This window comes from Streptomyces sp. NPDC060027, from assembly GCF_042737005.1.
Taxonomy (GTDB): domain Bacteria; phylum Actinomycetota; class Actinomycetes; order Streptomycetales; family Streptomycetaceae; genus Streptomyces.
This window is the reverse complement of sequence record NZ_JBHWVI010000178.1, coordinates 1-18,491: the sequence shown is the minus strand read 5'-3', so window position 1 is coordinate 18,491 and position 18,491 is coordinate 1. Positions and strand designations below refer to the sequence as shown.

18 protein-coding genes are annotated in these 18,491 nt (G+C 71.9%); 9 read left to right on the top strand and 9 right to left on the bottom strand.

Going from position 1 to position 18,491, the window contains the following annotated elements; all coding sequences use genetic code 11:
* Positions 1-158: 158 nt before the first annotated feature.
* Together ACFWBT_RS32245 and lanKC are read right to left on the bottom strand one after the other, a co-directional pair.
* Positions 159-296, bottom strand: coding sequence for a SapB/AmfS family lanthipeptide (locus ACFWBT_RS32245; RefSeq protein WP_107065889.1), 138 nt, complete (start codon positions 294-296; stop codon positions 159-161).
* Positions 297-516: 220 nt separating this feature from the next.
* The gene (gene lanKC / locus ACFWBT_RS32240; protein ID WP_385706520.1) at positions 517-3,186 is read right to left on the bottom strand and encodes a class III lanthionine synthetase LanKC; all 2,670 of its coding nucleotides are present in this window, start codon (positions 3,184-3,186) and stop codon (positions 517-519) included.
* 888 nt (positions 3,187-4,074) lie between these two features.
* On the opposite strand from lanKC, the gene ACFWBT_RS32235 reads away from it, so the two are divergent.
* A complete protein-coding gene (locus ACFWBT_RS32235; protein WP_385706519.1) occupies positions 4,075-5,169 on the top strand; it encodes a ferritin-like protein in 1,095 nt (364 codons plus the stop codon).
* A 334-nt stretch (positions 5,170-5,503) separates the two neighbouring features.
* Here ACFWBT_RS32235 and ACFWBT_RS32230 read toward each other — a convergent pair whose 3' ends face one another.
* Complete coding sequence (locus ACFWBT_RS32230; protein ID WP_385706518.1) at positions 5,504-7,501, bottom strand: hypothetical protein; 1,998 nt, start codon at positions 7,499-7,501, stop codon at positions 5,504-5,506.
* Positions 7,498-7,674: a hypothetical protein gene (locus tag ACFWBT_RS32225; protein WP_385706517.1), complete on the bottom strand. Its 177-nt coding sequence runs from the start codon at positions 7,672-7,674 to the stop codon at positions 7,498-7,500. Before ACFWBT_RS32225 ends, ACFWBT_RS32230 begins: the two co-directional genes overlap by 4 nt.
* Positions 7,675-7,796: 122 nt before the next feature.
* On the opposite strand from ACFWBT_RS32225, the gene ACFWBT_RS32220 reads away from it, so the two are divergent.
* From ACFWBT_RS32220 to ACFWBT_RS32190, 7 genes are all read left to right on the top strand, one after another.
* Positions 7,797-8,333 carry a 2'-5' RNA ligase family protein gene (locus ACFWBT_RS32220; protein WP_385706516.1) on the top strand — a complete coding sequence of 179 codons (537 nt, stop codon included), beginning with the start codon at positions 7,797-7,799 and terminating at the stop codon, positions 8,331-8,333.
* A gap of 243 nt (positions 8,334-8,576) precedes the next feature.
* Positions 8,577-9,515: an NAD-dependent epimerase/dehydratase family protein gene (locus ACFWBT_RS32215; protein ID WP_385706515.1), complete on the top strand. Its 939-nt coding sequence runs from the start codon at positions 8,577-8,579 to the stop codon at positions 9,513-9,515.
* Complete coding sequence (locus ACFWBT_RS32210; protein ID WP_385706514.1) at positions 9,512-10,468, top strand: RNA polymerase sigma-70 factor; 957 nt, start codon at positions 9,512-9,514, stop codon at positions 10,466-10,468. Before ACFWBT_RS32215 ends, ACFWBT_RS32210 begins: the two co-directional genes overlap by 4 nt.
* A 203-nt stretch (positions 10,469-10,671) precedes the next feature.
* Positions 10,672-11,253 (top strand): NADPH-dependent FMN reductase, encoded by a 582-nt coding sequence (locus tag ACFWBT_RS32205; protein ID WP_385706513.1) that lies wholly within the window; start codon positions 10,672-10,674, stop codon positions 11,251-11,253.
* A gap of 238 nt (positions 11,254-11,491) precedes the next feature.
* Entirely contained in the window at positions 11,492-11,812 is a 321-nt protein-coding gene (locus tag ACFWBT_RS32200; RefSeq protein WP_385706512.1) for a hypothetical protein, read from the top strand.
* Positions 11,813-11,887: 75 nt separating this feature from the next.
* Entirely contained in the window at positions 11,888-12,193 is a 306-nt protein-coding gene (locus tag ACFWBT_RS32195) for a DUF6247 family protein (RefSeq protein ID WP_385706511.1), read from the top strand.
* 176 nt (positions 12,194-12,369) lie between these two features.
* On the top strand, positions 12,370-12,513 hold the full coding sequence (locus tag ACFWBT_RS32190) for a hypothetical protein (protein ID WP_351134917.1): 144 nt from the start codon (positions 12,370-12,372) through the stop codon (positions 12,511-12,513).
* 82 nt (positions 12,514-12,595) lie between these two features.
* Here the strand turns inward: ACFWBT_RS32190 and ACFWBT_RS32185 are convergent, their stop codons facing one another.
* The 3 genes from ACFWBT_RS32185 to ACFWBT_RS32175 are packed head-to-tail and all read right to left on the bottom strand — an operon-like array spanning position 12,596 to position 15,029.
* Positions 12,596-12,952: an STAS domain-containing protein gene (locus tag ACFWBT_RS32185; RefSeq protein WP_385706510.1), complete on the bottom strand. Its 357-nt coding sequence runs from the start codon at positions 12,950-12,952 to the stop codon at positions 12,596-12,598.
* Positions 12,949-14,220 carry a SpoIIE family protein phosphatase gene (locus ACFWBT_RS32180; RefSeq protein ID WP_385706509.1) on the bottom strand — a complete coding sequence of 424 codons (1,272 nt, stop codon included), beginning with the start codon at positions 14,218-14,220 and terminating at the stop codon, positions 12,949-12,951. Before ACFWBT_RS32180 ends, ACFWBT_RS32185 begins: the two co-directional genes overlap by 4 nt.
* On the bottom strand, positions 14,220-15,029 hold the full coding sequence (locus ACFWBT_RS32175; protein WP_385706508.1) for an alpha/beta fold hydrolase: 810 nt from the start codon (positions 15,027-15,029) through the stop codon (positions 14,220-14,222). Before ACFWBT_RS32175 ends, ACFWBT_RS32180 begins: the two co-directional genes overlap by 1 nt.
* Before the next feature lie 141 nt (positions 15,030-15,170).
* Here ACFWBT_RS32175 and ACFWBT_RS32170 point away from each other — a divergent pair, with 141 nt between their 5' ends.
* The gene (locus ACFWBT_RS32170; protein WP_385706507.1) at positions 15,171-15,344 is read left to right on the top strand and encodes a hypothetical protein; all 174 of its coding nucleotides are present in this window, start codon (positions 15,171-15,173) and stop codon (positions 15,342-15,344) included.
* A gap of 244 nt (positions 15,345-15,588) precedes the next feature.
* Here ACFWBT_RS32170 and ACFWBT_RS32165 read toward each other — a convergent pair whose 3' ends face one another.
* Together ACFWBT_RS32165 and ACFWBT_RS32160 are read right to left on the bottom strand one after the other, a co-directional pair.
* Positions 15,589-17,184 (bottom strand): cation acetate symporter, encoded by a 1,596-nt coding sequence (locus tag ACFWBT_RS32165; RefSeq protein ID WP_385706506.1) that lies wholly within the window; start codon positions 17,182-17,184, stop codon positions 15,589-15,591.
* Entirely contained in the window at positions 17,181-17,399 is a 219-nt protein-coding gene (locus ACFWBT_RS32160) for a hypothetical protein (RefSeq protein WP_385706505.1), read from the bottom strand. Before ACFWBT_RS32160 ends, ACFWBT_RS32165 begins: the two co-directional genes overlap by 4 nt.
* Between the last annotated feature and the right edge of the window lie 1,092 nt (positions 17,400-18,491).

The window sequence follows — 18,491 nt, the reverse complement described above, 5'->3', positions numbered from 1 at the left end:
GGATCGGCGCCGCGGCTGGGCGGGGCAGTCAGCGGTCCGCGGTCCGCGGTCTGCGGGGTGTACGGGGGCGGGGAGGGGGGGGGACCGGCCGGGCCGCTGACGGCGGCCCGGCCGGCTGTGCCGCGCGCCCCTGCGCGCGTCCTATGCGGTGAAGCCGATCAGACGCACAGGATCGTGCTCACGGTGCTGGTGCCGCAGTTGAGCACACTCAGCGAGCTGGTGCTGGCGAGGGTGTCGTCGATGGGGGTGGCTTCGGTCTCGGGCAGGTCCATCGTCTGGAGGTCGAGGATCATCATGGCTGTTCTCCTTTGATTGACGGGTGGATCACCCGGCCGGCGGCTGTCGGTCGGGGGTCTGGGGGCGCAACTCGGCTGTATACGTTGCGCGTTGGGGTGATGCGGCCCGCGGTGGTACGGGCCGTGATGGCGCGGTTCGTGGTGACGCGGTTCGTGGTGACGCGGCCGGCGGTCGGCTCGAGGTCTGGCCGGCAGCGCGGCCGGCGGCGGGCCGAGCGGGTCAGCCGTGGCCGGCGGGCGCTGGTGGTGTGCGGCCGGGGCCGCCGGTCCAGGGGAGGAAGGGGGTACCGGCCAGCGCGGTGCCCAGGGCCAGCAGTACGCCGGCGGAGCCGGTCGCCAGATCCGCCGAGAGCCGCAGCAACTGGTCGCCGGGGAAGGCGAGATGGCCCTGGTAGGAGATCTGGTGGAGGGCCAGCAGCCTGCGGTGGCGGTCCAGCGCGGTCTGGCAGTCGTCGACCGCGTCCGCGGCGCCCAGGATGTGCGAGGCGCGCCCGGCACCCGGGGGCCGCGCGGTGCCTGGGATGTGCCGGGTGCGCGGCCGGGTCAGGGCCAGATAGCCGAGGAGTCCCGCGCGGCCGTTGAACAGGCCCGGCTGGATGATGAACTCGGGTTCGGCCGCGCGGCGGATCGGCGCTTCGTAGCCGGCCGAGGGGCTGTCGGGCCGGTGGGCGAGCAGGGCGTTCAAGGCCAGTCCGATACCGGCGCTGCCGGTCTCGATGTAGGGGAGCACCCGGTACTCGTCGAGGACCTGGACGGTGCCGTCCGTGGCGGTCACGCACCGGTCGAGGTCCCGTGCGATCAGAGTCTCGGCCTGGTCGAGCAGGGCTTGGTGACCGGTGTGTTCGTAGAGGCGGACCAGGGCGAGCGCCGCACCGGAGGCTCCGCCCAGCAGGCCGGCCTTGCGCCGCCCGCCGCCGGTGCTCTCCTTCTCCAGTTCGTCGGCCGCGGCCCGCGCGTGGGCCAGGGAGGATTCCAGCAGCCGGGAATCGCCGGTGGCGGAGGCGAAGTGCAGCAGGGCCAGCGCGATGCCGGCGCCGCCGGACGCGAGATCCGGGCCGGGCGGGCCGTCCGGGACGGCCTGGGCGAGCCGCTCCAGCAGGTCGAGCGCGGCCTCCCGTTCCCCGAGCAGGTCGAGGGTGTGGGCCACGCCGTGTCCGCCGGAGTAGAGACCGGGGACGGCCGGCCGGGTCCGTGCGGCGTCGACGAGCCACTTCACGTGCTCGGCGTCGACGGCCGCGCCGGTGGCGTGCAGGGCGTAGAGGACGCCGGCCGCTCCGTGGGCCAGGCCCAGGCCGCCCTGGGTGAACTGGGCGATGTCGCCGGGGAAGAGCCGGTCGGCGCGGCCGGGGGTGGCCATCGCCCGGATGCCGGCGGCGAGCGAGTCGCGGATGGCCGGCCAGTCGGCCCGCGGCCCGGTCAGCAGGGCCCCGACCTCGGCCCTGCGCAAGCCGAGTTCGGGCCGCGGGGTCCGGCCGTCCGAGGCCGAGGGTGCCAGCAGACGGCGGATCTCGGCGGTGTATCCGGGAGGTACCGGGAAGCGGCGCTCGATGACCTCGGCGAGCTCGGCGCCCTTGCCCGCGTCCAGGGCCGGCAACTGCGCCAGCGGCAGGAACAGCCACAGCCGGATCGCGGCCAGCCCGTACCAGTCGATGTCGGGACCGGTGTATCCCGCCGGCGCGGTGAATCCCGCGGCGCCCAGTGCGGGGCGGACGAAGTCGTCTACGGGGCTGGCGAGTTCGAAGTCGATGAAACAGATGTCGCCGTCCGGCCGCATGATCAGGTTGCGCGGGTGGAGGTCTCCGAAGGCGACTCCGCGGGCGTGCATCGCGTGCAGGATCCGCTCGATGCGCTCCACGATCGCGACCGCGTCCCGGGTGTACTCGGCCACCACGGTGTCGTCCGGGCCGGGATGGATCAGCGGGTACCGCGCGGTCAGCCACTGGCTCAGGGACTGTCCCTCGACGAACTCCTGGACCAGGAAGCGGTGTTCCCAGACGGTCAGCAGCCCGTGCAGGGCGGGGACGCCGGGCAGTCCGGCCAGCCGGGTCATCATGGCGTGTTCCTGGCGCAGCCGGGTCATGGCGTCGACCCCGCGCTGGTCCAGCCCCGCGTACGGGCGGGCCTCCTTCAGCACCACCCGCGGGCCCTCGGTGCCCTTGCGTGCCACGTAGACGCCGCCTGCGTTGGAGAAGTGCAGGACACGCTCCACGGTGTAGGGCAGCCCGCCTTCGTCGCGCCGCGCGGTGCGCTCGGCCAGGGCCTCGGCGACGAAGGCGGGCACGGGCGCCCAGTCGGGGACCGAGAATCCGGCACCGCGCACGTCGGGGACGAGCCGTCCGTCCGGGTCTTCGAGGGCGAGCACCCGCTCGCCGGCGTCGTTGCGGCAGTGCCGTTCGGCGAATCCGCCGTAGCGCAGGTAGAGCGGGCCCTGCCCCCAGCGCAGATCGCTGAGGATGTACGGTCCGCGGCGGCCGGCCAGCAGCCGGCCGAGGCCTTCCAGACATCGGCGTAACTCGCCGTCGCCCACCGGGTAGAGCGTGCAGAACTTCCCGCTCGACCCGCGCGGTGAGTACTTGGAGTTCTGCATCTGCAGGATCGGCAGCCCGCGCAGGAACTTGAACGTGATGTGCTCGCGCAGGCAGTAGGCGTACACCTCCTCCAGCACCGCCTCGGCGTCATCGGCGCACGAGGACACGTGGATCTTCCAGCCCTGCGAGGGCAGTTGGACGTCCTGGGGGCGTACCACCGCCCAGATCTCCAGGTCGCCGCGCTCCCATCCCGCGGGCAGCGGCCGGCTGACGGCGGCGAACTCCTCCTGCGCGCCCCACCGTCGCGGCGAGTCGTAGAAGATCGGGTCTGCGTAGGCGTAGGCCTCGTACCGGTTGTCCATCGGACTTCTCCTCAGGGCAGGGCAGGTGCGGGTGGGACGGTGGAGGGCGGGGACCGGTCACGCCCCGAGGGGCGGCGGGAGCCGAGTACGCGTCATCGGCGGGAGCCGGATTCCCTGACAGGGCTGTGACAACTCGAAGTATCGGGAAAGCACCACTTCGCCCACAACGGCGCGAATGAAGGCTTTTCCGATGAATGTTTACTCCGGCGTGATAGTCGGACTGCATATTCGCCAACAGCGCCGAGGCGTGCACCGGATCACCGAACCGGCCCGGCGCGCCGTGCGCCCTGACCCGGGCGCGACCGCCGTCACCCCGCCGAGGCTGTGACCAGAAGATTTTGCAGGGCGGGGCCGCGTGGACAGTTCCGCGGCACCTGGGCCCTGGGGGTGCGGCGGAGACGGCATCGGCCCGGCGCCGGGCGCGCCAGGGGATATGCCCGGGCGTCATGTCGGTCCGGACGATCCTTTTGTCGTACCGGCACGGAAGGTGTCACGCCCGGCACGCCGCCCTCCGGAACCCCTTTGTGAGCCCAGCGGAAGGCCGCGCCGAACGGCATCCGCACGGGAACCACGAGCCGAGCCGGCACAGCAGGTTGCGGATCTGCAGGCCCAGGTTGCGGATCTGCGGGCACCATCGCACCGCGGGGCCCCATCCCCGGCGAACGCGGTCACTGAGCAAGCCCTCCGCGGGACCCCGCACTGGGCCGTCCGCGTGCATGGACGCGCCACGCGGTGCGGGCGCTCCGGGCAGGCCTGTGGGGGCTGCTAGCTTCCTGATCGATCCGCCGGTGGCCGCCCGGCCCGCGGGTGAGGCCCGGACGGCAGGGCGTGCGTGGGGAGGGTGTGGTGACGGAGAGAAGTTCCCCCGAGGGGCCGGCCGCTGCCCCTTTGAGGCGTCGCAGCCTCCTGGCGTCGGCCGCGCTGGCGGTCGGCACCCCCGTCGCCTCGGCCGCCGCCGCTCCTGCCCCGCAGCGGCCGTCACACGGACGGCTTGCCGCGCCGCAGAGCGGGACCGCGGTACGCCTGGTCGCCGTTCCGCACCGGCACCGCGACGTCGACTGGCTCAGGGCGGCCCTTCAGGTCGCTGTGGCCATCGAGATCGCCACCATCCCGCCGTATCTGTGCGGCTGGTGGTCCGTCAGGGACCGCAAGAGCGACGTCGCCCAGGTGATCCAGCGCATCGTCTTCGACGAGATGTACCACCTCGGAGTGGTCTGCAATCTGCTCGTGGCCCTGGACGGGCGGCCGCGCGTCAAAGAAGGGGCACCCGTCTATCCCGGCCCGCTGCCGGGCGGGGTGCACCCCGGGGCCCGCGTGTACCTGTCGGGCCTGACCCCGGCGTTCGTGCACGACGTGATGATGGCCATCGAAGCCCCCGCGGCACCGCTCACCGGCAGCGTGGACGACCCGCTCAGCATCGGCGTCTTCTACGAGGAAGTACTCAAGACGTTCCGGTCCGTCGGACCCGAGCTGTCGACGCGCCGGCAGCTGAACGAGCACATCGGCGGAGACCTTCTCCAGCCGGTCGCCACCCTCGACGACATCGAGCACGCGATCGAGATCGTCCGCGAGCAGGGCGAAGGCACCTCCAGCTCTCCCGCCGACGCTCCGGGCGACGACCATGTGGCGCACTACTACGCCTTCGCCGAGATCTACTACGGCCGCCGGCTGCGCGAGACCGAGGACGGCTGGCAGTTCACCGGAGCTCCCGTGCCCTTCCCCGACGCGCGGCCCATGGCCAGGGTCCCGGCGGGCGGCTGGGACCAGCCTCCGCCCGAGGCCCAGCGACTCCTGAGCGCCTTCGACAGCACCTACACCGCCGTGCTGGAAGCACTCGACGCGGCGTGGGCCGACGGCGGCCCCCGCAGCCTGAACACGGCCGTGCGCACCATGCGCCGACTGGAAAGCCCCGCCGTGGAACTGATGGAGATCCCGATCCCCGGAACCCAGGAGACGTACGGCCCGCAGTTCCACCCGAGCTGAACAGGGCCCCCCGCCCGCGGGCTTCCTGCTTCCCCGGCACCGCCGCGGAGCAGACCGGCGATGCTCATCGCCCGGCTTCATGCCGCAGGTGCCGCAGCCCCACGGCACGCCGTCCTCGCCGAGGCGCGGCACGCCCTGACGCCGGCCGTCCCCCTCCCCGACGCGGACCTCGACGCCGAGAAGAAGAGGGAACGCATCCGCCCGCAGGGCGAGACGAGCAGTCGTACGAGTTCCGCGGGATGCCGGTATGCCGGGATGTCGGGATGTCGGGATGCCCGTACGGGCCGGGTTCCCGCGTCCGGCCCTCGCACAACTCCTCTCGGAACGTGCCGCGTCAGGTGGCACCGCCGGGTGCCGAGATGGCGAGCAGTGCGGCGCGCGCGGCGCCGCACAGCGCGTCGTCCTCGGGGACGGAGCGCCAGGTTCCGTGCCGGACGGGCCGCTCGTCGGCGTCGAGGAACGCCCTCAGGGCGGGCTCCGCGGGGGCGGCGTCCGCGCCCATGCCGGCCAGCAGCTTCACCGTCTCGATGACGGCCGGGTAGGCGCCGCCGCGTTCGGCGAACGGGGCGATCGCCCGGACGAGGACCGGGACGACCTCATCGGCCCGTCCGGTGATCCGCCACAGCGCCTCGCCGACGCGCAGCGGCAGCCAGCCCCCCTTGCACAGGGGCAGGAGCTCGCGCAGCCGTCCGGCGTACGGGGCACCCGCGGGCCCCAGTTCCCCCAGCAGCAGGGCGGCGCTCTCCCGGCCGTACAGCTTGCCGAGCTGCGGTAGCAGCAGATCGAGCGCGGGCTTTCGGTCACCCGTCAACCGCCCGTAGGCGAGCGCCAGACAGCGCGGCGCGAACGGCTGGCCCGCGGGCGGGTCGCCGAGCAGGGCGCGCAGCCGTTCACGGGGCACCGCCTCGGCCGCGGCCGGCCCGATCGCGGCGAGAGCGTCCAGCGCCCATACCGCGGCGTCGGTGTCCAGGAGGCCGAGCAGGTCCGGGATCGCGGGGGCGGCCGCGGCACCCCACGACTCCAGCAACTGGCAGAGCCCGCGGCGTTCGTCGAGGGTGGAGGCGGCGGCGAGCCGGGCCCGTACCGGGGGCAGCAGCACACCGGCGTGGGCACCGAGCCCTCCGGCGACCTCGCCCAGGCTCAGCTCGTACGTCCACCAGCCGTCGGCGTGGGAGGCGTGGTACGCGAACCCGGTCCGCGCTCCGCCCAGACGCCGCGCCAAGGGCGCCACGCACCGCACGTCACCGAGCCGCGACAGGGCCCAGAGCGCGTGGGACCGGGCGGGCAGGTACGCCTCGCCCTCGTCGTCCGTCACCATGGCCGCCAGCGCGTCCGCCCAGGGGAGGGCGGCGTGCCCGCACATGCCCAGGACCCGGGCGGCGAAGAGCCTGTTGCCGGGCTCGGGGTCGGACAGCGAACGGGCCACCGCCGGCAGCAGCTCCGCAACGGCGGAGCGCCGGGCGCTGAGCGCCTGGGCGGCCACCTGCAGCGCACCCGCGCGCACGGACGGGTCCCGGTGCCCGAGCAGCCTGCGGGTCGCGTCGGCCCGGCCCGCCCGGTCTGCTCCCAGCAGGCCGACGGCCCAGACGACCGTCGCCCTGACCGCGCCGCCGCCCGGCCGCCACGTCGTCGGTTCACCGCCGGACAGCACCTCGGACACCGTCCGCGCGTACGCCGCGTCGTCCTGCCCCGGCAGCGCGCGGCGCAGGGCCTGTACGGCGACGAGGCGTACGGAGGGGTCGGCCGCGTCCATGAGCTCGCGCAGCCAGCCCAGGGACGAGCCCCGCCGTTCACCGGCGTGGGCGGTCAACGAGCCTACGGAGTCGATGAGTTGGAGCCGCGTCCGCGGGTCGGGTTCCACGCCCCATCGTGCCCGCAGGGCGGCGGTCACCTCGTCGGCCCGGCGGCGGGCCTCGGCGAGGGCGACGGCGACGGCGGTGCGGTTCACCGCCACCGGGTCGTCGAGCAGCGGCAGCAGGTCCGGCACCGCCAGGTCCCACGCGGCGGGCCAGCCGGAGGTCACGAAGCGGGGCTCCGCGATGTTCCCCGCACCGGCCAGAGCCCCGACGAGATACAGGAGTTCTTGGCGGACGTCCGCGGCGACGGCCGGGTCCGCGGCGGCCGCGATGACGTGGGGGAGAGCGGCCGGAGCCGAGGAGTAGACCCCGCCGCCCTGATGATGGACGTGGGTCAGCAGACTGTCGGCAGCGGCGGCGGCCTGCTGCGGCCGGTAGAGATCCCGCAGCATGCCGGGCACGTCCTCGGCCGCCCCGTAGGCATGCCTGAGCACCGACCAGTCCACGGCGTCGAACCCCGCGGGAGCGTCGCTCACCGGTGGCTCACCCCGACCTGTCCCGCGGCCACGAAGAGGGCGCGGAAGCAGCCGTCGCGAACCCGGCCCCGGAGACACACGTCGCTCCGCAGGCCGCTGCGGACCTGCCCGTTCCCCTCACAGCCCAGACACGCGAAGGCGGCGGCCAGGCCGCCGGAAGGTCTCACGATCATGTCACCGGATCCTTCCAGGCCCGGATCCCGAACCAGAACCACCGTCCACACCGCCCACGACACTCCCGCCCTCGGCACCGCATTCGGTCGCTGCCCTCCGGAGCCGCTGATAGACATGGGCGATGGCAGGCGACGGCACCAGCGGGATCCGAGCAGGGAAGTCGGGACTGATCGTGAAGGTCCCCGAGGCGGAACCAGCTGTCCGCGCCTGGCGTGACCGACTGGACCCTTCTGCCCGTACGGGGATGCCGCCCCACGTCACCGTCCTCTTCCCGTTTCTCGCCGAGAGCCGCTTCGACAGCGACACCTGCGCCGCCATCGGTGAGGTGATCGGACGGCACCGGTCCTTCGAGGCCCGGTTCGCACACTGCGGCCGGTTTCCCGGGATCTTGTATCTCGCTCCCGAACCCGACACGCCGTTCCGCCGGCTCACCGAGGCGATCGCGGACCGGTGGCCCGAAACCCCGCCGTTCGGCGGGCAGTTCGACAGCATCGTCCCGCATCTGACCATCGTTCAGGGACAAGACGATGCCGTCCTGGACGAGGCCGAGGCGGACCTGCGCGGCCGGCTCCCCGTCGTTACCCGCGTGACGTCGGTCGATCTCCTGGTCCACGACGGAACACGGTGGCGGGAACGGGCGTCGTTCCCGCTCCATTGACCCCCTGCCGGTTGTCGGTCAGCTGCCGCCCCGCTCGCGCAGCGCCGGAACGTCCGCGGGCCGATCCTGCGCCCTTGTCGACCGCGGAACATGTTCACCGCCCGCGCCCCACCGCCACCGCGATGTCACATCCGGCGGAGCGGAACATGTTCACCGCCCGCGCCCCACCGCCACCGCGATGTCACATCCGGCGGAGCTGTCTCGTCCCAGATCCCGAAGACGGACTACAACAGCGGGAAGGTGATGGTCATGCGGGTGTTCGTGGCGGGCGGGACCGGGGTCCTGGGGCGGCGGCTGGTGCCGCAGCTCGTGGCGCGTGGCCACCAGGTGACGGCCACGACGACCAGCGCGGCCAAGCTCGGCCTGGTGGAGCGGCTGGGCGCCGGGGCGGTGGTGATGGACGGACTGGACGCGGTGTCCGTCGGCGAAGCGGTGGCGGCCGCCCGGCCGGACGTGATCGTCCACCAGATGACCGGGATCTCCAGGGCGCACGCCGGCAAGCCCGACCTGAAGCACTTCGACCGGTGGTCCGTCCCCACCGTCCGGCTGCGCACCGAGGGGACGGACCACCTGCTGGCCGCGGCCGAGGCGACCGGCGTCCCCCATGTCGTCGCACAGGGCTACGCCAACTGGAACGGCATCCGTGAGGGCGGATGGGTGAAGACCGAGGACGATCCGCTGGACCTGCACGAGGGAACGGCCGCGCACACGGCGATGGCGGCGCTGCGCCACGTCGAGGACGCCGTCGGCGCGGCCGGCGGCGCGGTGCTGCGCTACGGCGCATTCTACGGTCCCGGCGCCAGCGACGACCAGCTCGTACTGGTACGCAAACGGCAGTTCCCGCTGGTCGGGGACGGCACCGGCTACGCCTCCTGGATCCATCTCGACGACGCGGCGAACGCCACCGTCCTGGCCGTCGAGCAGAAGGCGAGGGGAGTGTTCAACATCGTCGACGACGAACCGGCCCCGGAGAGCGAGTGGCTGCCCCATCTGGCGGCGTGCGCGGGGGCGAAGCGGCCGATGCGGGTCCCGGTGTGGCTGGCCCGGCTGCTGGCCGGGCAGGTGGTCGTGACGATGATGACCGAGGGCCGCGGCTTCTCCAACGCCAAGGCCAAACGGGAGCTCGGCTGGGAGCTGCGCCATCCGTCGTGGCGGCAGGGCTTCCAGGAGGGGCTGGCGTGACCCGCACCGAGGAGTTCGAAGAACTGCGGCCCCTGCTGTTCTCCATCGCCTACCGGATCCTGGGCAGCGTGAGCGAGGCCGAGGACGCCGTCCAGGAGACCTGGCTGCGCTACGAACTGTCCGCGACCTCGCCCGCGTCGGTGAGGGCGTTCCTGTCGGCCGTGGTCACCCGGGTCTCGATCGACGTCCTGCGCTCGGCCCGCCTGCGACGCGAGGAGTACGTCGGGCCGTGGTTCCCCGAGCCACTGCTCACCGACCCCTACGAGGACCCGGAACAGTCGGCGGAACTGGCCGACTCGCTGTCGATGGCATCACTGCTGCTGCTGGAACGGCTCTCCCCGCTGGAACGGGCGGTGTTCGTGCTGCGGGAGGTGTTCGCCTTCGGCTTCGCGGACATCGCCTCGGCGGTGGGCAGGTCGCAGGCGGCGTGCCGCCAGCTCGCCGTGCGGGCGCGTCGCCACATGGACGCGGGCCGGCCCCGGTTCGAGGCCGACCGCAAGGAACGCGAGGAACTCGCCGAGCGGTTCTTCGACGCCGTCCGCGAAGGCAACATCGAGGACCTGCGGAAACTGCTCGCCGCCGACGCGTCGCTGCTCGGCGACGGCGGCGGCAAGGCCCCGCAGTGGGCCAGGGGATTCACCGGCGCCGACGCCGTGTCCCAGATGCTCGCCACCCTCTTCCCGCCGTTCGTGCGGATCGGCGGCATCGTGGAACCGCACGAGGTGAACGGCCAGCCGGGCGCGGTCTTCCGCGACCGGGACGGCAAGGTCCTCAACACCTGGACACTCGACATCCTCGACGGGCGGATCCAGTCGATCCGCACGGTGAGCAACCCCGACAAGCTCGCACACCTGGGCCCCGTGGCGGACGCCTGGGCAGTCCTGCGCGAAACACAGCAGCTGCCTCCCGGACGCGGACTGACCCGAAGCGCTCAACGCACTCCAGACCTGTGACGCCGGGCGCGGCCCCGGGGCCCGCCGAAGTGACAGGCACCCCACTACATCGCGGACAGCCAGACACCTCGACACGGCGACCCCGGACCGCTCGGGGGAAGCACCACCGGACGGCAACGGCATGCCCCGCCCCACCAGAAACAAGGCAGCGACAGACCCAGCGCACCCCAACCAGAACCAGAACCAGCACAGGAGAATCGGACGTGACCAGGATCGGCATCATCATCGGCAGCACCCGCCCCGGCCGCCACGGCGACCGGGTGGCCTCATGGGTGCGGGACCTGGCGGCCGAACACGCCGGCGACGCGGCGGAGTTCGAGCTCGTGGACCTGAAGGACTACGCACTGCCGCTGCTCGACGAGCCCGTGCCCGCAGCCATGGCGCCCGGCCGGCAGCCGCACACCCGCCGATGGGCCGAGCGGATCGGCCCGCTGGACGCCTTCATCGTCGTCACGCCCGAATACAACACCGCTCCGCCCGCCGCCCTGACCAATGCCATCGACTACCTCTACGAGGAATGGGGCGGCAAGCCCGTCGGCTACGTCGGCTGCGGCATCTTCGGCGCGGTCATGGCGGTGCAGAAACTGCGCGCGCAGGCGGGCCCGCTGCGCATGGCGGACATCGGACCTCAGGTGGCACTGTCGCTGCGCGAGGACTTCGTGGCCTTTACGGACTTCCGGCCGCAGGACCTGCACGTGGCGCAGGTCCAGGAACTGGTCGACGAACTGCTGGCGTGGGCACGGGCGCTCGGCCCGCTGCGCGCAGCTCCCCGGGCCGCTGCCTGAACGGGAGCGGTCTACCGGAGCCGGGGATGCCGTGGTCCGTGAGGCCCGGTTTCTGCTCACCAGGAGGATGTACCGATGCAATCCGTAGTACCGTGTGTATCGGTAGATCCGGACCGCAGCGAAGGAGCCCGACATGCCAGCAGCAGGGGAGGCTGAACGCGCCCCGAACGTTGCCAGGGCTGTGTGGGAAGCTGCCGGCGCACGGGCCAAGTCTGAGGGCCTGCCCCTTATTTGGGTCATGAGCCGCGCTCTCGCCGAGTACGCTGCCGGGACACTGCCTCTGCCCCGTAGCGTTACCAGCACCAAGGCGGGCAACCGTCGCGGCCGCAGTGTGTTCGCGACAGATGAGGTGTGGTCCGGCGCCGACGAGCGACGTGTGAAGGATGCGGTCCGCTCGATGTCCGCGCTCTGCGAGGTCTTGTTGGACGCCTACGCTCGCGGCGACATTCATCCCTACGCCCGCATGGTCACCACCGCCCAGCGTGAGGTCCTGGCCGCGTCACAATCGACTGAGAGCGACGCCTCCGTGGGCACGCTGCCTGCGTCCGTAGCTGCCTGACACGCCCGGCCATCGCGAAGGAGAGCCTGCATAGTGAGCACTTCCACCGTCGGGATGCGGGGATCGGTTCCTCCTATGCCCGATCGCACTCCCAAGGCGCTGCGGGCGGCCATCGCACAGCACACGCCCAAGCTTCTGCCGGACTTCGACCGCAACTGGCGCGAGAAGATTGCTGATGCCTACGACCTCGCCCCCGTCCCCGCTTTCATGGCCCGCTGGTGGGCAGAATTCGCCCTCGCCCGGGACCCTCGGCTGGAGTCCGAGGTCCACCGACTGGAAGACGAGGCATCCCAGGCCACGGACAACGCCCACGCCAAAAGCCTCGTGGAAGAGGCCGGGCGGCTGCGCCGCGAGGCGAGCAAGGCGGAACCCGGCCAGTGACAGACGGATTCATGGGTCCTCCCTGGCAGGCTGACTGGACCAAAGAAGCCGAAGACAACAGAAGCGCCCTCCCCGCAGCGGCTCGCGCTCTGGTTGACGCGGCTCGTGCCGAGCTTGTCATTGCGAAGGACCCGTACTTCCGGGGCGTCGACACGGCCGCAGACCTTCCTGTCGGCGTGAGTGTCGAGCCCGTTCAGTCCACCCGCCCCGGGGGAGCCCACGTCGTGTACTTCGACCACGGCCGAGGATGGCTGCGGTATGTCTTCACACCCCGCACGGCTGACCCGCAGATCGTCATCGACGAGTGCGTCTGGCAGTAGATCGGAGCATCTGGCTCTACTCAGGCCCCCAGAGTGAGCCGCGGCTGGTCAGATGGGAGGGTCCTGGAGCGCGGTGCTCGCGTCAGGTGGTGGGCCGCCAGGCGGCTTCGGCGGCCTGGACGTCGGGGTGGCAGGGGAAGACCTGGTCCAGGCCGACCATGCGGAAGATCCGGCTGACGTGGTCGGGGACCGCGGCCAGAGCGACACCCGCGTCGGTCGCCAGGGCGTGGTTGCGGGCCGCGATCAGCACGGTGATGCCGGTGGAGTCGCAGAAGGTGAGGCCGCCGAGGTCCAGGACGAGCTGCCGACCCGGTCGCAGGCCGAGACCGGCCAGCGCGGCGCGGACCCGGTCGGCGGTGTGGAAGTCCAGTTCTCCGGCGAGTTCGATGACCACTCCTGTGGGGGTGGTGCGGCTGTGGAGGGTCAGGTTCTGTGTCACTGCCGCTCTTCACTGGGGGGCCGGGGCACGTGGATGGCCAGGACGGCGGTGTCGTCGTCCACGCCGGTGCCGAAGGTGTCGAGCAGGTCGCGGATCGCGTCGATGGTGTCCGAGGCGGTGGTGGGCGCCAGACTGCGGGCGAAGTCGAGGAGGGCGTCGTCGCCGTATCGGTCGGCACCGGCGTTGATGTGGGCTTCGGTGAGCCCGTCGGTGTGCAGCAGCAGGGTGTCGCCGGGGGCCAGGTGGACGGTGGTGGTGGCGATGTGGGCGTCGAGCAGGACGCCGATGAGCTGTCCGCCGGGTGTGGGCAGGTAGTCGGTGGTGCCGTCGGCGCGCATCAGCAGTGCGGGGGGATGACCGCCGCTGGCCAGGGTGATGTGGAACCCGCCCCGCTCGTCGTCGGGGGTGAGCAGGCCGAAGACGACGGTGCAGAAGCGGGGGTCGGTTCCGTTGTACTCGTGGTTGAGGACCGTGTTGAGGTTGTCCAGGACGGCCGCCGGGTCGGGGTCGTAGACGGCGGCGGCGCGCAGCGTGTACCGGACCAGGGAGGTGACGGCCGCGGCGGCGGCGCCCTTGCCGCACACGTCGCCCAGGAACAGTCCCCAGGTCCCGGCGGCCAGGGGGAACAGGTCGTAGAAGTCGCCGCCGACCTGGTCGACGGAGGCGATGTGGTAGTGCGCGGAGACCTCCAGTCCGGGCACGTTCGCCAGCGCCGGCGGGAGCAGCGTCTTCTGCAGAGTGGTGGCCAGCCGCTGAAGGCGCTCGCGCTCCAGCTCGGCCTCCCTGCGGGCGCGCAGCAGCTCGGTCTCGTAGGCCCGGCGGTCGCGGGCGTCGAAGAGGGTGGTGCGGATCAGCAGCGGCTGTCCGTCGCCGCCCGCTTTCACGGTCGAGGTGACCAGGACCGGGATACGGGAGCCGTCCGCGGCCTTGAGTTCCAGGGCGATGCCGCTGACCTCCCCCTGCATCCGCAGCAGCGGCGCGAAGTGGGTCTCGTGGTAGAGCCGGCCTCCGACGGTGAGCAGGTCGGAGAAGTGCTTGCGGCCCAGGAGGTCGTCGCGCCGGTAGCCGAGCCAGTTCAGCAGGGTCGTGTTGATCTTCGCGATCCGGCCGTCCAGCAGCGTGGACAGGTAGCCGCAGGGCGCGTGCTCGTACAGGTCCTCGGCACTGTCCTCCAGCAGTGCCGAGAACTGCGCCTGCTCATTCGCCGTCCCGTCCGGCCCGTCGGGTCTGTTCGCGCTGCCTTCGTCGTGGCCGTCGGTCTTGCACATCAAGCGGCGGCCCCCGCGAACGCGGCGATCGCCGCGGCGGTCTCTTCGGGGGCGGCGAGCTGCGGGCAGTGCCCGGTGGCGTTCAGCGTGATCAGGCGGCTTCCCGGGATCTGCGCGTGGACGAACGCACCCACCTCCGGCGGGGCGATCGCGTCGCTGGAGCACTGGGCCACCAGCGTGGGCACCCCCACCGCCGCGAGGTCGGCGCGGTTGTCCGACAGGAACGTCACCCGGGCGAAGACCCGGGCGATGGCCGGATCGGTGCGGCAGAAGCTGTTGGTCAGTTCCTCGCCCAGCTCCGGCCGCTCCGGGTTGCCCATGATGACCGGTGCCATCGCACCCGACCAGCCCAGATAGTTCGCTTCCAGCGACTCGAGCAGTTCCTCGATGTCCTCTGCGCTGAACCCGCCCCGGTACCCGGTGCCCGGGTCGTCGACGAAGCACGGCGAGGGCGCCAGGAGCACCAGGCCGGCGAACGCCTTGGGGTCCCGGGCGGCGGCCAGCACCCCCATCATCGCGCTCACCGAATGGCCCACGAACGTCACGGGACCGAGCGCCAGCTCCCGGCACAGCTCCAGCACGTCATCCACGTAGCCGTCCAGGGTCGAGTACCGCTCCCGGCTCCACGCGGACAGATCCGACTTCCCCGCCCCGACATGATCGAAGAGGACGACGGTGAAGTCGCGCTCCAGGTCCGGCACCACCAGTCGCCACATGTTCTGGTCGCACCCGAAACCGTGCGCCAGCATCACCACCGGAGCACCGGCCCGCCCGGTCACCGTCACATGGTTCCTGCGCCGTACGTCCATGCCGCCCATCCTCGCAGACCCGCCCAGTCGTCCCCGTGATCCGTTCCACGGCGAGCGCGAGCGCGTGATTGATCGACAGGTGAGGGTTCTACCCCTGCGTAGAGGGCACTCGACCGGTGAAGACTGCGCGGAGGTACGGAGATGAGTGCCGGAGAGAAAGCCAAGGCAAAGGCCGAACAGGTGGCCGGAAAGACCGTGCGGAAGGTCGCCCACGCGGTGCACAAGGACGACCTCGCAGCAAAGGGCGCCGCCCTCGAAGCACGCGGCAAGATGCGGGGCGCGAAAGAGAAGACCAAGGACTCCTTCGAGCGCTGACGGCATCGTGTCAGTGAGTCACTGTGGACGCCGTCGCCGAAGTCCGCCTGGCGGCGCGCGTCGGCCGCCCGTGCGTGTGCGCGGGCGACCGGTGATGCGGGCCTTGGTCCGGTTGTTGCTGCCCTTGGCCTTGCGGCGGGCAGTGGTGGCTGCGCGGCCGTTGGGAGTCGTGCGGTCGCAGGAGCGTGATCGCTCCAGGATGCCTGAGCCTTCCGCGTCCTGTCCCTGACGCTCGGCGCCGCCGTCACGCCCAGCGGTCTGGTGGGGCACCGTGCCTTCCCACGAGGCTGCCCAGCCAGCCGAACAGGAAGCCGGCGGGAATCGACACGAGGACGACCGTCTGCAGGGGGAACCAGTCGATGCGCCACTCAGGGAAGAGTGCCAAGGGGTTGCCGGAGAAGACGGGGCTGCAGATCTGCAGTCCGACGGCGCAGAGCAGGCCGCCGTACAGCGTGCAAAGGAGTCCGGCCCGGGTGTAGCCGCTCCAGAAGACGGAGTACACCAGTGCCGGGAGCAGGCAGGAGGCTGCCACCGCCAGGGACATCGCCGTCAGGAACAGGACGTTCCATCCCTGGACCCAGACTGCCAGCACGATGCACAGCGCACCGACCCCGGCGGACGCCAGGCGGGCGGCGGCCACCTCCCGGCCCTCGGTCGTGCGCCCCCGGCGCAGCGCCTTCGTGTACAGGTCGTGGGCGATCGCTCCTGCAGCGGCCAGGGTGATGCTCGCCACCGCGGCCAGCGTGGTGAGGAACACTGCGGAGGAGACCAGGGCGACGAGAAGTGCCCCGTTCGCGTCGGCGGACGCGCCGCCTGCCAGGTCGCCGGTGAGCAGCAGCAGGGCGCTGTTGCCTCCGGGATCGGCGGCGATGATCGTGGGTGCGCCGATCAACGCGGCGGCCGCGAAGCCCATCAGAGCTGTCAGGAGGCAGAAAGAGGCGACGATGCCGATCGTATGGCGCACCGTACGGCGCGCGGTGGCCGCGTCGGGTGCGGTGCTCAGTTGCAGGGCGACGTGTGGAAGGCACGCCACGCCCAGCACGATGGTGATCATCAGGCCGATGAAGTCGAGCGTGCCCGCCCCGTCGCCGCTGCCCGCGTAGCGGAGGCCGGGACGCGTATAGCCGGCGGGTCGGCCGCTGCCCTGTCCGGCGGCGTCGATCAGCGCATCGGTGTTCCAGTGAAAACGCTGGAGCAGCACGGCTGCCACCGTCAGGGCCGCGCCGAGCAGCACCACCGTTTTGATCGCCTGAATGACGACCGTGCCGCGCATGCCGCCGAACGCCGTGGCGCAGACGACCAGTGCGCCGATCATGACGATGGCTGTCTTCTCGGCGCCGGGCCCGGTCATTCCCAGCAGCGCCGTGGTGGTTGCGCCCGCGCCGGAGAGCTGCACGACCATGACGGGGACGCACACGCTCAGGGTCACGACGGCGGTAGCGATGCGCGCCCCCGGCCCTGGAGCCCGCAGGGCGAACGTGTCGCCCAGGGTGTAACCGGCGCGCTCGCGCAGGGGGCGCGCCAGCAGGAGGAGGACGCCGAGGGACAGCGCGGTGCACAGGGTCATGAACAGACCGTCGTAGCCGAAGACCGCGACGCTTCCCGTGTTGCCGAGCACCGCGGCCGTGGGCAGGTAGACGCCGGACAGGACGAGGGCTCCGCGCAGAGGCTTCAGCCTGCGGCCCGCTGTGTAGAACTCGTTGACCCGGTCCCTCTCGGGGCCGCTGAGAACGCAGATGAACAGGATGGGGACGATGAAGGCCAGAAAGCCCAGCAGGACAAAGGCGTGCGTGTCACTGTCCAGGGCGCCGGGCGCGGCGAGCAGGATCTGCTGACTCATCTGCTCTCCTCCCAGATCTCCTGAGGAGCCGGTCGCGCGTTCGCGCGGCGTTCGTACCGCGCCGCCGTCCACACCAGCAGGGAGCCCTGGACGAGCAGGGCCAGCATGCCGATGGTGGCCTCTCCCCAGACATGGGTGGCCATCAACTCGGCTGCGGAGCAGGCGAGCAGCACGTGCACGGCGAAAGCCGATCCGTTGACCAGGGCGAAGGACACACCTGGGCGGTGAGGCCGTGGACGATGGTGAAGGCGGGGGGCGTGCGGGTGGGTCATGGCGGTCTCCGTAGGTCGGGCGGTCCGAGAGGGCCGGGTGTGGCTGACGGCGGCTTGTCCTGTGCGACGCGCCAGGAGCGGCCGGCCGGCTCTTCGGGGCGCCCTGGCGGTTGACGGGGATGTGCGTGGTAGCCGCAGTCCGCGGAGATGACGGCGGGGTTCCTCGGGCCGACGGCATGCTGCTCGGAACGAGGAAGGGCGGATGAACCGGTGACGGGCCCGTCGGTGCGGGCACGGGGCACCACGGGGTGGCGGTGGACCGGCGCGACGGTGGGGTCCGAGGAGACTCACCGATGTCCTTCGAGGACGCCCGCCTTCAAGGTGCCCTGCCGCACGGTCAACCGCAGGCCCGGCGCCTTCCGGAGGGAGGCCGAAGCCGACGTCCGCGACGCTTGCGTCATCGCCGAAGCCGCCCGTCACCGGCGGGACTTCGTCCCGGTCGGCGTTCTCGCCGACTGCTCGCTGAGCTGCGTTGCCGACAGCACACCGCACCGAACCGGCCGCCGACCGGGTACGGATGGCCGATCGGGTTCGCGACGTGCTCACCGGTGTCTTCCCAGCCCCGGAGCGCGCCGTCCCCGTCTCGGCGGTCACCCGGGCACGCGGCCCGTCGGCCTCCTCCACCTCCTCCAGCGTGGCGTCGGCGATCCAGCCGCGGAGACGGTTCTCGCCGTCTCCGCGGACGAGGACGTTGTTCTGGCTGGTCGAGCCCGCGCATGGCGGCTCCTTCGGAGTGGGTGGAATCGCAGCGGCGGCACGGCTGCGGCGCGGCTGCGGCGCGGCTCGTCCAGGCCGGAGGTCAGTGCCGCTCCGGCGTGACCGGGACAATAACGGAACCAGCAGTAACGTATCTAGGGGGAGGCGGGCAGCTTCTGTGGCTCAAGTGCGGATCCAGCCCGGCTGCTTGGGCCGTAGGCCTTGTCTGCCGCGCTCTGCCGGGGCAGGCCCGCACAGAGATCCACACCGGCGGTTGAGAACGCAACCCACCGGCACCTGCTGATGGAAAAGGCGGCGCGTCCCACCTTCAATGAGGGC